The sequence below is a fragment of the Pseudomonas sp. TE3728 genome, from assembly GCF_056279145.1.
The window spans coordinates 3109550-3122096 of the sequence record NZ_JBWBQT010000001.1; the positions used below are offsets into that span (position 1 = coordinate 3109550).

Here is a 12547-nt window from a genome sequence, read left to right on the forward strand (position 1 = left end):
AGTGATGAAGTTGAACGTCAAGAGCAGAGGGCCGTCCACCACTGACGCCAGGTTTGCTCGAAGCAATGCGCGATCTGCAAGCTGATAGCTGCACCTGCAGGGGTCTATCTATCGGCAGTCAGCGACTGGCATAGGTGAGGCTTGGGTCATGGCAAAGGACAAGAAGAAAACCCCTGTTAAAAGCAACTCCGCTGAACCCTTGAAACTGAAGAACAAAGACTATCTTGAGCAGTTACGCCGACTGCATGTCGAAATGGTCAAGTTGCAGGAATGGGTGAAACAAAAGGGCATCAAGATTTGTATCGTCTTCGAGGGGCGCGATGGCGCCGGCAAGGGTGGGACGATCAAGGCGCTCACTGAGAGGGTGAGCCCGCGTGTCTTTCGGGTGGTGGCGCTACCGGCCCCGACCGATCGCGAGAAGAGCCAGATGTATATACAGCGCTACCTGGCGCACATGCCCGCGGCTGGCGAAGTGGTGATCTTCGATCGCAGTTGGTACAACCGCGCAGGGGTCGAGCGTGTGATGGGATTCTGTACCGATGAGCAGGTGACCCGTTTCCTGGCCCTGGCCCCCCTCATGGAACGCATGATGGTCGACTCGGGCGTCATGCTGTTCAAGTATTGGCTGGAAGTCAGCGAAGAGGAGCAGACCCGCCGGCTCGAGGCGCGGATCAAGGATGGCCGCAAAATCTGGAAACTGACGCCAATGGATCTCAAGTCATACAGCCGCTGGTATGACTACTCGCGCGCACGTGACGACATGTTCAAGGCGACCGACACCGATCATGCTCCGTGGCTTGTGGCCAACTCGAACGACAAGAAGCGGGCCCGCCTCAACATCATCTCTGATTTGCTCAGCCGTATTCCTTACAAGAATGTACCGCGCGCGAAGGTGATTTTGCCCAAACGGCAGAAATCAGGCGGCTATCGTGAACCGGATTATCCGCTGCGGCGAATTCCGGAAAAGTTCTGACCGGCACGTTCAAGCGAATCTGCGCTGTACACCAAAGGGCCACAGTCCTATGAGCCATTCGGATGCTTCGCCTCCCGTCCCGGAACCGGGCCGCATTGCCCATCGCAACACCGGCGGCGACACCGGTTGGAGTCGCTGGCTGCCCGGACTACGCACGCTGCGCGGTTACAAAATAACCTGGTTGCGGCACGACCTCGTGGCCGGACTGGTGCTGACCACGATGCTGGTGCCTGTCGGTATCGCCTACGCAGTGGCATCGGGCGTACCCGGCATCTATGGCCTTTACGCGACCATCGTTGGGCTACTCGCGTATGCGCTGTTCGGCCCCAGCCGAATTCTGGTGCTGGGGCCGGATTCCTCGCTGGCTGCCGTCATTCTCGCGGTCGTCCTGCCACTGTCCGGTGGCGACCCGCACCGTGCAATCGCCCTTGCGGGCATGATGGCGATTGTGTCGGGGGCGGTGTGCATCCTGGCTGGCATCGCGCGCCTGGGCTTTGTCACGGAGCTTCTTTCCAAACCGATCCGCTACGGGTACATGAACGGGATCGCGCTGACGGTATTGATCAGCCAACTGCCCAAGTTTTTCGGTTTTTCGATTGAATCCGACGGCCCGCTGAGAAACCTGTGGGCGATCGCTACGGCGGTAATGGAGGGGAAAACCAACTGGACCGCCTTCATGGTCGGCGCAGCCACCTTGGCGGTGATTCTACTGCTCAAGGGCAACAAGCGCGTGCCGGGCATTTTGATCGCCGTGGTGGGAGCGACCGTCGTTGTGGGTGTGCTGGACCTTGCAGCGCGCGCGGGAGTGTCAGTCCTCGGCTCTCTTCCGCAAGGCTTGCCTGCGTTCGCCATCCCCTGGATCACCCGCGACGACATCGTCCCCGTCCTGATCGGTGGTTGCGCCGTTGCCCTGGTTTCGTTCGCCGATACCAGCGTGCTCTCACGTGTCTATGCGGCACGAAGCCGTACCTATGTGGACCCGAACCAGGAAATGGTGGGGCTCGGTTTTACCAATCTCGCCGCCGGATTGTTTCAGGGTTTTCCGATTTGCAGCAGTTCGTCCCGTACGCCCGTGGCCGAAGCCGCAGGCGCCAAAACCCAGTTGACCGGAGTCGTCGGCGCGCTTGCGGTTGCCATGTTGCTAATGGTCGCGCCGGACCTGTTGAAGGATTTACCTACCAGCGCACTTGCTGCGGTGGTGATCGCCTCCGCCATCGGCCTGATTGAGGTCAGCGACCTGCGACGCATTTATCGAATCCAGCGTTGGGAGTTCTGGTTGTCAATCGTCTGCACCGTCGGCGTGGCCGTGCTGGGTGCGATCGAGGGGATCGGCCTGGCCATCGTGATCGCCGTCATCGAATTTCTGTGGGATGGCTGGCGTCCTTACTCTGCCGTCCTGGGACGCGCGGACGGCGTGAAGGGTTATCACGACATCAAGCGCTATCCCGACGCGCGCCTTGTACCCGGCCTGGTCCTGTTTCGCTGGGATGCGCCGTTGTTTTTCGCCAACGCCGAATTGTTCCATGACCGAGTGCTGGACGCCGTGGCGGCATCGCCTACGCCAGTGCGCTGGCTGGTTGTTGCGGCGGAACCCGTCACCAGCGTGGACGTGACCTCCGCCGACATGTTGGCGGAACTGGACGAAACGTTACACGCGGCGGGTATCAAGTTGTGCGTGGCCGAGATGAAGGACCCGGTCAAGGACAAGCTGAAGCGATTCGGGCTTTTTGCGCGGCTTGGCGAAACAGCATTCTTTCCAACAATAGGCTCTGCAGTCGACAGCTATCTGATGATTCATCCGGTGGATTGGGAGGACCAGGATCACTGAGTGACAGCGGAAACACTCAGCGACGGTCTTCATCAATGTTATCCATGTTTACCGGCTCTCCCGCGGCCAGCCCGTCTATGCTGGACTTACCGAACGCAGCCTTTGCCACTCTCTACTGGAGGTAATCAATGGTTCCCACGCCCATGCTCGAAAAGATTTTTTCCCGGGATCTGCTCGATGTGCTGATTCGTGCCGGAGTGATTGCCGTTCTGGTGATGTTCTGCTTTCAGATATTTAGCCCGTTCCTCGACCTGATGCTGTGGTCGGTGATCCTGGCAATCACCCTCTACCCCTTGCAGATCAGATTCAAAGGCAAGCTGGGAAACAAGGACGGGATCACCGCGACGCTGATCGTATTCATCGTCATCAGTATTCTTATGGTGCCTATTTATTTATTGGGAGCCTCGCTTGCGGATTCCGTGGAGAAGGTCATGACCATGGTCAAAACCGACAGTTTTCATATTCCGCCACCCTCCGATGCGATAGCCAGCTGGCCACTGGTGGGCGAACCTCTTTATAACTTGTGGGCGCAAGCCACCACTGACCTGCCCGATCTGGCACACAAGTTCATGCCGCAGATCAAAGGTGTCAGCCTCTCCCTGCTGAGCAAGCTTGCGGGTGTCGGCATGGGGCTCCTTTTATTCATCGTTGCCCTGATTATTGCCGGTATTTTTTTAGCGTATGGCGAGAGCGGCCACCGCAGCGCGGTGCAAATCGTTTCGCGCTTCAGCGGTCCGATCAAGGGGCCGAAAATCGCCGATTTGTGCACCGCCACCATCCGGGCAGTGGCATTGGGGGTGGTCGGTATCGCGTTCATCCAGATGCTGTTGGTGGGCATCGGCTTTGTATTCATGGGTGTTCCCGGCGCTGGTCTTCTCGCCTTGGCGGTGCTGCTTCTTGGCATCATGCAATTACCGGCAACCCTGATTACCCTTCCGGTCATCGTCTTTGTTTTCATGAGCGAAGGTGCCAGTACGGCGACCATTGTGTTTGCCATTTATGTCTTCATCGCGGGATTGGTCGATAACGTCCTCAAACCGCTGCTGCTGGGTCGTGGTGTCGATGTGCCGATGCCCGTGGTGCTGATCGGCGCCTTGGGTGGCATGGTCACGGGCGGTATCCTCGGCCTGTTTATCGGCCCTGTGATACTCGCGGTCGGCTATCAGCTGTTCTGGGAATGGGTGGATCAAGCACAAGAACCCGGGCCAGATAATCAAGGACCTGATATGGCGGCAGAAGATATTCGCTGATAAACACCCATAGGCATGCCAGAAAAAACGGCTGAAGAAATCCCGACAGACTTTTTTCTTTTGCGACAGACTTATTATTCAGATCACATTTGAACGCTAAGCTTGGGCCTATGGATGATTCAGATTATTTACGCCTGCTGACCATTGCGGCCGAGCAAGCCAACACGTTCCTCTCCAATGCCCGCAAATGGGAGCGTGAGCGTTGGGTTTGCCAGCGCCTGCTGCAAGGCCTGAACATTCCCTATCGCGCCGACGAATTTGCCCCCGCCGGGGAGCCACCGGACGTATTGTTCCGCGACGCGAACTTCGAAGTGTTCTTCGTGCTCGACGAGGGTCGGCGCCTCAACGACGAATGGCGCGACGAGCTGCAACGTCGACGCAGCGCGTTTTCCCTGAGCCAGCTAGTGCGCCGCGAGGCCAAGCCCCGGCGCATCCCGGCCAATGAATTTCTGCTGAGACTGGCGCCGACCTTGCGCAAAAAAGCCCACAACTACAAAGAGCGCGGCATGGACCTGGGGGAGCTGGACATCATCGCCTTCGCCAGCCTCAAGCGCGAAGTGCTGGACCTCAACAGCCACTTTCCGCCGCCCACCGAATACCTGCGTCAGGGCTGGCGTTCGTTGTCGCTGGTCGGCCCGACCTTCGCCCGAGTGTTGTTCGCCCACCCGGAAGCCCCGGATTTCCTGCGCAGCAACCTGGGGCGCAGCATCGTTTTCGACGTCGGGATCAGCCTGTGAGTCCGTTGCAGGCGTTGGTCGCCGAGTGTTACAAAGTGGAATCATTCGCCATTCCCGCCGGCAACTATGCTCCGTTCCACACCGGATAGGTCGCAACATCGCTGCGCGCTGTAGCGTCTACACATTCAGTAACGTCTACCTGACGAGGCCTTTATGACCAGCCGCCTGAACCCCGACGACCAGAAACATGTCGAAGAGTACCTGAACCTGTCCCAGCACCAAGTCGAGCGCCGGCCTTTCCGGCCGTGGATGCTCCTGGTGTTGGTGTTGGCAGTGACCATTGGTTTAGGCCTATTGAGCCGACTTATCAGTTACCTGACGCTATGAGCTGCATCGCGCTCGCTCGGTTGACTGCACCGATTTCTTTTAGCCTTGCGAGATATCCCCATGACTCATCGTATTGTCATCGTTGGCGGCGGCGCCGGCGGTCTGGAGTTGGCTACCCGTCTGGGTAAGACTCTGGGCAAGCGCGGCACGGCCAGTGTGATGCTGGTCGACGCGAACCTGACCCACATCTGGAAACCGTTGTTGCACGAAGTGGCGGCAGGTTCCCTGAACTCTTCCGAAGACGAACTCAACTATGTTGCCCAGGCAAAATGGAACCACTTCGAGTTCCAGCTGGGGCGCATGAGCGGGCTCGACCGCGCACAGAAGAGAATCCAGCTGGCCGCCACCTATGACGAGGCAGGCCTGGAACTGGTGCCGGCGCGCGAAGTGCCTTACGACTCGCTGGTGATTGCCGTCGGCAGCACCACCAACGACTTCGGCACGCAGGGCGCGGCGCAGCACTGTCTGTTCCTCGACACCCGCAAACAGGCCGAGCGCTTCCATCAGCAATTGCTCAATCATTACCTGCGCGCCCACGCCGGGCAGACCGATAAGGTCGAGCAGATTAGCGTAGCGATCGTCGGCGCCGGTGCCACCGGGGTCGAACTGGCCGCGGAACTGCACAACGCCGCCCATGAACTCGCGGCCTACGGCCTGGACCGGATCAAACCGGAAAACATGCACATTACCCTGATCGAAGCCGGGCCACGGGTGCTCCCTGCGCTACCGGAACGGATCGGCGGCCCTGTGCATAAAACCCTGGAGAAACTCGGGGTCAACGTCATGACCAATGCGGCAGTCAGCGAAGTGACGGCAGACAGCCTGATTACCGCCGATGGCCAAGTGATCAACGCCAGCCTCAAAGTCTGGGCCGCCGGGATTCGTGCACCGGGCTTCCTCAAGGACATCGATGGCCTGGAAACCAACCGCATCAATCAGCTGCAAGTATTGCCGACCCTGCAAACCACTCGTGACGAGAACATCTTCGCCTTCGGTGACTGCGCGGCCTGCCCACAACCGGGCACCGACCGCAATGTGCCACCGCGTGCCCAGGCCGCGCACCAGCAAGCTTCGTTACTGGCCAAATCGCTGAAACTGCGGATCGAAGGCAAAGCCCTGCCGGAGTACAAGTACACCGACTATGGTTCGCTGATTTCGCTGTCGCGTTTTTCGGCTGTGGGTAACTTGATGGGCAACCTGACCGGCAGCGTCATGCTCGAGGGCTGGCTGGCGCGGATGTTTTACGTGTCGCTGTATCGCATGCACCAGATGGCGCTATATGGCGCGTTCCGCACGGCGATGTTGATGCTGGGAAGCAAAATTGGGCGCGGGACTGAGCCGCGGTTGAAGCTGCACTAACACAACCCACTGTGGGAGCGAGCCTGCTCGCGATAGCGGTCTGACACTCAGCACATCTGTTGAATGTTAATCCCTCATCGCGAGCAGGCTCGCTCCCATTTTTTATTCATCGCCCTGCAGATCTGTGTCTCACTGTATCTCCCCCACTGATTCCATCCCTTCGCTTACAAAGCCCCCCCTTGCGCGACACAGTAGCGATACACCACGCCCGCTAAATGGCCACACCCGAGCAAGGCACTGCCTGCTTCGGTCATCGCCGCACTCACGTGGCGTCCTTTATCGAGCGGTTGTGTTGTGCAACCCAGGAGATTTGTAATGTCCCGTACCACTACTCTCAGCAAAAACACTGTTGGCCTGCTCGGCGCTGTTCTGGCCGGAGGCATGATGTTGTCCGGCTCCGTATTCGCTTCGCAGCCGCTGACTCAGGGCTACCTGCTGGCCTCGGCGGAACAGGTCGTGAAGACGCCGGAAGGCAAATGTGGCGAAGGCAAGTGCGGCGATGCTTCGATGGCCCGGACCGATACCGATGATGACGGCAAGGTATCCCGCGCGGAGTTTTTGAAAGTGGCGCCCAAGGCTGACTTCGACAAGATCGACACCAACCATGACGGCCAAATCTCGGAACAAGAGGCTTTTGATAACGTGAAAGCCAACTACGAAGCCAATGGTAAAAAGATGCCAAAGGGCTTGTTCGAGCACCTGAAAGACAATAGTTAAGCCTCTGAAGGCCCAAGCCCTGCCTCTGCGTCGAGAAGCAGGGCTTTTTTGCATTTACAGCAGGCAAAAAAAATCCCCGTATCTTTCGATACGAGGATTTTTGATATGGTCGGGGTAAGGGGATTCGAACTCCTGACATCCTGCTCCCAAAGCAGGCGCGCTACCGGACTGCGCTATACCCCGGTAAAAAAAGGCACCTTTGAAAGGCGCCTTCTGCGAACAGAGCTTTTGGCGTCTGATCTTAAGATTCGATTCCAGCGCTAACTGGTTTCAAAAATGGTGGGTCGTGTGGGATTCGAACCTACGACCAATTGGTTAAAAGCCAACTGCTCTACCAACTGAGCTAACGACCCAAAAATGGTCGGGGTAAGGGGATTCGAACTCCTGACATCCTGCTCCCAAAGCAGGCGCGCTACCGGACTGCGCTATACCCCGGTTTGAAATTGGCTCCGTGACCAGGACTCGAACCTGGGACCCAATGATTAACAGTCATTTGCTCTACCGACTGAGCTATCACGGAACTACATATTTCAATTACAACTGGTATTTCAATTTACAACTGTGAAGCTTGCTTCACCTCTTCGACCCGATCGCATCGCTGCGTTCGTGTGTCTGAGGCGCGCTATTCTACAATCTTAAGCACCTCTGTCAACCCCCTAAATTGCTTTCAAGTTAATGATTTGCAACTTATTTCAGATTCCTGCTTGGGGAGCAGAAACCCTTCAGGGCGACTTACTGCGGGGCGCACTTTACAAGCCTTTTCCTTTGAGTTCAACAGCCTGGCGAAAAAAAGGCCTCGCAATGCGAGGCCTCCTTTTATTGCACTGCCGCCGAGCGTCAGACGAAAACGATTTCGTCGTTCTCCACGACACCTTTGGCGGTATCGCCGGGCATGAATCGACCCGACAGAATCAGCTGTGCCAACGGGTTCTCGATCCAGCGCTGGATCGCCCGTTTCAGCGGCCGTGCGCCATACACAGGGTCGTAACCGACGGCGATCAGCTTGTCCATCGCTTCCGGGCTCAGCTCAAGCTTCAGCTCGCGCTCGGTCAGGCGGCTACGCAGGCGCCCCAACTGGATCTCGGTAATGCCGGCGATCTGATCCCGAGCCAGCGGCTCGAAAATCACCACTTCGTCGACCCGGTTGATGAACTCCGGCCGGAAGTGCGTGGAAATCGCATCCATCACCGCCGCGCGCTGCGCTTCGCGATCCCCCACCAGCTCCTGGATCTGCACCGAGCCAAGGTTGGAGGTCATGACGATCACAGTATTTTTGAAATCCACCGTGCGGCCATGGCTGTCGGTCAAACGGCCATCTTCGAGCACTTGCAGCAAAATGTTGAACACGTCCGGGTGGGCCTTCTCGACCTCGTCCAGGAGGATCACCGAATAAGGCTTGCGACGCACTGCCTCGGTCAGGTAACCGCCCTCTTCATAGCCCACGTAGCCCGGTGGCGCACCGATCAGTCGAGCCACGGAATGTTTCTCCATGAACTCGGACATATCGATCCGCACCATCGCCTCTTCGGTATCGAACAGGAACTCGGCCAGCGCCTTGCACAACTCGGTTTTACCGACACCGGTCGGGCCGAGGAACATGAACGAACCGCTCGGGCGATTCGGGTCGGACAACCCGGCGCGGGAACGCCGCACCGCGTTGGAGACAGCGATCACCGCTTCGTCCTGACCGATCACACGCTGGTGCAACAGGCTTTCCATCTTCATCAGTTTTTCGCGCTCGCCCTCGAGCATTTTCGCCACGGGGATGCCGGTCCACTTCGACACGACTTCAGCGATCTCTTCTTCAGTCACCTTGCTGCGCAGCAACTGGTTTTCACTTTTGCCGTGCTGGTCGACCATTTGCAGGCTGCGCTCCAGGTCCGGGATCACCCCGTATTGCAGCTCGGCCATGCGGTTCAGGTCGCCCTTACGGCGCGCAGCCTCCAGTTCCTGACGGGACTGTTCGATTTTCTGCTGGATCTGCGCCGAACCTTGCACTTCGGCTTTTTCCGAGTTCCAGATTTCTTCGAGGTCCGAGTATTCGCGCTCGTGACGGGCGATTTCTTCCTGCAGTTTTTCCAGACGTTTCTTCGCCGCGTCGTCGCTTTCTTTCTTCAGCGCCTGGGACTCCACCTTCAACTGAATCAAACGACGCTCCAGGCGGTCCAGCACTTCCGGCTTGGAGTCGATCTCCATACGGATGCGGCTGGCGGCTTCGTCGATCAGGTCGATGGCTTTGTCCGGCAGCTGACGATCAGTGATGTAGCGATGACTGAGTTTGGCCGCGGCGATGATCGCGCCGTCGGTGATCGCCACCTTGTGGTGAACCTCGTAACGCTCTTTCAGGCCACGCAGGATGGCGATGGTGTCTTCTTCGCTCGGCTCATCCACCAATACTTTCTGGAAGCGTCGCTCGAGAGCAGCGTCCTTTTCTATATATTGGCGGTATTCGTTGAGCGTGGTCGCACCGACGCAGTGCAGCTCACCACGAGCCAGTGCCGGCTTGAGCATATTGCCGGCATCCATCGAGCCTTCGCCCTTGCCGGCGCCGACCATGGTGTGCAGTTCGTCGATGAACAGAATGATCTGCCCTTCCTGCTTTGACAGTTCATTGAGCAGGGATTTGAGGCGTTCTTCGAACTCGCCGCGGTATTTGGCACCGGCAATCAGAGCCCCCATGTCCAGAGACAACAGACGCTTGCCTCTCAGGCCATCCGGCACTTCGCCGTTGATGATGCGCTGGGCCAGGCCTTCGGCGATGGCGGTTTTACCCACGCCAGGCTCACCGATCAGCACCGGGTTGTTCTTGGTGCGGCGCTGCAGGACCTGAATGGTGCGGCGAATTTCGTCGTCACGGCCGATCACCGGATCGAGTTTGCCCTCTTCGGCGCGCTTGGTCAGGTCGATGGTGTATTTGTCGAGCGCCTGACGGGATTCTTCGTGGTTGGCGTCATTGACTGCCTCACCGCCGCGCAGGTTGTTGATCGCATTTTCCAGGGCTTTTTTGCTCACGCCTTGGCCCAGCAACAATTTGCCGAGTTTGCTGTTCTCGTCCATGGCGGCGAGCAGCACCAGCTCGCTGGAGATGAACTGATCACCCTTCTGCTGGGCCAGGCGGTCAGCCTGGTTGAGCAGGCGCGCCAGATCCTGCGACATGTTCACGTCGCCGGTGGGATTCTGGATTTTCGGCAGCTGATCGAGGGCTTTGGTCAGCTCTTTACGCAAGCTGTTGACGTCGAAACCCACCTGCATCAGCAGGGGTTTGATCGAACCACCCTGCTGTTCAAGCATGGCCTGCATCAAGTGCGCCGGCTCAATGGCGGGATGATCGAGGCCGACGGCCAGGGATTGGGCGTCGGACAAGGCTAACTGCAACTTGCTGGTTAAACGGTCTATACGCATGGGTCACCTTCCTTTTGAGCAGGCCGGACCTATAAACATCCTGAATGAAGAAACCTGCCAGATACCGCTATAGATGCGGTCGATTCTGGGAGATTCAAGCGTCGTGGTGTTGATGTAGATCAGAGAAGTCTAGCGTTCAAGCCAGACCAAGGAGGCAAACCGGCCGGTGCGTGGACTACGGCGGTAAGAAAAGAAACGAGGATCGGTCACGGTGCAAAAACCACCACCATAAACAGCGGTAACGCCGCGAGCGGCCAGGCGCAAACGCGCCAGCTCATAGATGTCGGCCATGAACTTGCCGGCGTTCTGGCTCGGCACAAAGGCTTTGGCGGCTTCAGGCAATTGCTGGACGAAGGTATCGCGTACTTCCGGGCCGACTTCAAAGGCTTGTGGGCCAATGGCCGGGCCAAGCCAGACCAGCACGTCTTCAGGCGGTACGGCCAGACTGTCGAGGGTCGCCTCCAGCACACCCGCCGCCAACCCGCGCCAACCGGCATGGGCGGCAGCGACGCGGGTGCCGGCGCGGTCGCAGAACAGCGCTGGCAGGCAATCAGCGGTCATCGCCGCGCAGGCGATACCGGGTGTTGCCGTCCAGCTGGCATCGGCAGTGGCTACCAGGCTTGGATCCGCTTGGGTCACGACAATGCCGTGAACCTGCTTTAACCAGGCCGGTTGAATAGAGAAATGATCGGTGAGGCGACGGCGATTCTCGGCAACAGCTTCGGGGCTGTCGTCGACGTGATCGCCGAGGTTGAGGCTGTCGAACGGCACCAGACTGACGCCGCCCGCACGGGTGGTAACGCAGGCTTTCACCCCGGCAGGCGCAGGCCAGTCGGGAATCAGCCAGTCATTCATCCGATGAACGCCTCACGATCTTGCTTGAGCAGCGACAGCAACCAGACGAAATCGTCCGGCAGCGGCGATTCCCAGCTCATGCGTTTACCGGTGGTCGGATGATCCAGCTCCAGGAATCGCGCATGCAGCGCCTGACGCGGGAAATTTTTCAGGGATTCGACCATGGTCACACTAGCAGCCGGCGGAATTCGGAAACGACCGCCATAGGCAGGATCTCCGACCAACGGGTAGTTGATGTGCGCCATGTGTACGCGAATCTGGTGCGTACGGCCGGTTTCCAGCTTCACCCGCACGTGCGTGTGGGAACGGAAACGCTCGAGCACGCGGTAATGGCTGACGGCTTGCTTGCCACCTTCCATCACGGCCATGCGCTGGCGTTGCTGGCCATGACGACCGATCGGCGCGTTGATCTTGCCGCCGGCTGTCACCACACCGATCACGATGCACTCATAGATCCGGCTTACGCTGCGGCTCTGCAATTGCGTGACAAGCTGTGTCTGCGCCTGAATGGTCTTGGCCACCACCATCAGACCGGTGGTGTCCTTGTCCAGGCGATGCACGATACCGGCGCGGGGCACATTGATAATGTCCGGCACGTGGTGCAGCAAGGCGTTGAGCAAGGTGCCGTCGGCGTGGCCGGCAGCCGGATGCACCACCAGGCCCGCAGGCTTGTTGATCACCAGGATGTCGTCGTCTTCATAGACGATGTCCAGCTCGATGTCTTGAGCGATCCATTCGCCCTGAGCTTCCTGCTCGGCAGTCAGTTCAAGAATGGCGCCACCGTGAACGATGTCTCGCGGGCGGATAACCGCCCCATCCACAGTCAGGCGGCCGTCTTTGATCCAGGCGGAAAGGCGCGAGCGCGAGTGCTCAGCGAATAATTGTGCGGCGACTTGATCGAGGCGTTGGCCGCCCAATTCGGACGGCACCTCTGCGCGAAGTTCAATTTTATCGGACATGCTCAGACTAGGCGTCGGCACAGCCTTTGGTTTCGGCTGCGCGCTTGTGGTTAAATACGGCGTCTTTTGCCCCGAGGCTTTTCAACGGGGCGCTCATCATAACAGGACGGCCCCGCCCAAGACAGCGGCCGTCATAGGGA

10 protein-coding genes and 4 tRNA genes are annotated in these 12547 nt (G+C 58.5%); 7 read left to right on the forward strand and 7 right to left on the reverse strand.

The annotated features are described in order from the left end of the window. The first annotated feature begins 148 nt into the window (after positions 1–148). The 7 genes from ppk2 to ACZ89R_RS13370 all read left to right on the forward strand — a co-directional run bounded on the left by ppk2 (position 149) and on the right by ACZ89R_RS13370 (position 7191). Positions 149–973, forward strand: coding sequence for a polyphosphate kinase 2 (gene ppk2 / locus ACZ89R_RS13340; RefSeq protein WP_429545551.1), 825 nt, complete (start codon positions 149–151; stop codon positions 971–973). A 49-nt stretch (positions 974–1022) separates the two neighbouring features. After that, the gene (locus ACZ89R_RS13345; RefSeq protein ID WP_429545550.1) at positions 1023–2801 is read left to right on the forward strand and encodes a SulP family inorganic anion transporter; all 1779 of its coding nucleotides are present in this window, start codon (positions 1023–1025) and stop codon (positions 2799–2801) included. Positions 2802–2929: 128 nt separating this feature from the next. Continuing rightward, positions 2930–4051 carry an AI-2E family transporter gene (locus ACZ89R_RS13350; RefSeq protein ID WP_429545549.1) on the forward strand — a complete coding sequence of 374 codons (1122 nt, stop codon included), beginning with the start codon at positions 2930–2932 and terminating at the stop codon, positions 4049–4051. A 110-nt stretch (positions 4052–4161) separates the two neighbouring features. Continuing rightward, positions 4162–4788: a DUF1780 domain-containing protein gene (locus ACZ89R_RS13355; RefSeq protein WP_008008717.1), complete on the forward strand. Its 627-nt coding sequence runs from the start codon at positions 4162–4164 to the stop codon at positions 4786–4788. Positions 4789–4941: 153 nt separating this feature from the next. Continuing rightward, on the forward strand, positions 4942–5115 hold the full coding sequence (locus tag ACZ89R_RS13360; protein WP_429545548.1) for a DUF3094 domain-containing protein: 174 nt from the start codon (positions 4942–4944) through the stop codon (positions 5113–5115). Between the two features lie 60 nt (positions 5116–5175). Next, complete coding sequence (locus ACZ89R_RS13365) at positions 5176–6474, forward strand: NAD(P)/FAD-dependent oxidoreductase (protein ID WP_401172597.1); 1299 nt, start codon at positions 5176–5178, stop codon at positions 6472–6474. Positions 6475–6789: 315 nt separating this feature from the next. Next, on the forward strand, positions 6790–7191 hold the full coding sequence (locus ACZ89R_RS13370) for an HvfA family oxazolone/thioamide-modified RiPP metallophore (protein ID WP_123497137.1): 402 nt from the start codon (positions 6790–6792) through the stop codon (positions 7189–7191). Positions 7192–7297: 106 nt separating this feature from the next. Here the strand turns inward: ACZ89R_RS13370 and ACZ89R_RS13375 are convergent. The 7 genes from ACZ89R_RS13375 to rluD all read right to left on the reverse strand — a co-directional run bounded on the left by ACZ89R_RS13375 (position 7298) and on the right by rluD (position 12407). Further along, positions 7298–7374 (reverse strand) — tRNA-Pro (locus tag ACZ89R_RS13375). Positions 7375–7468: 94 nt separating this feature from the next. Beyond that, a tRNA-Lys gene (locus tag ACZ89R_RS13380) sits at positions 7469–7544 on the reverse strand. A gap of 5 nt (positions 7545–7549) precedes the next feature. After that, positions 7550–7626, reverse strand: a tRNA-Pro gene (locus tag ACZ89R_RS13385). Between the two features lie 9 nt (positions 7627–7635). Continuing rightward, positions 7636–7711: transfer RNA gene (locus tag ACZ89R_RS13390), tRNA-Asn, on the reverse strand. 317 nt (positions 7712–8028) lie between these two features. Next, positions 8029–10593, reverse strand: a complete 2565-nt coding sequence (gene clpB / locus ACZ89R_RS13395; protein WP_123497135.1) for an ATP-dependent chaperone ClpB — start codon at positions 10591–10593, stop codon at positions 8029–8031. Between the two features lie 129 nt (positions 10594–10722). Then, on the reverse strand, positions 10723–11448 hold the full coding sequence (gene pgeF, locus ACZ89R_RS13400) for a peptidoglycan editing factor PgeF (RefSeq protein ID WP_429545547.1): 726 nt from the start codon (positions 11446–11448) through the stop codon (positions 10723–10725). After that, entirely contained in the window at positions 11445–12407 is a 963-nt protein-coding gene (rluD, locus tag ACZ89R_RS13405) for a 23S rRNA pseudouridine(1911/1915/1917) synthase RluD (protein ID WP_007901932.1), read from the reverse strand. Before rluD ends, pgeF begins: the two co-directional genes overlap by 4 nt. Positions 12408–12547 lie beyond the last annotated feature (140 nt).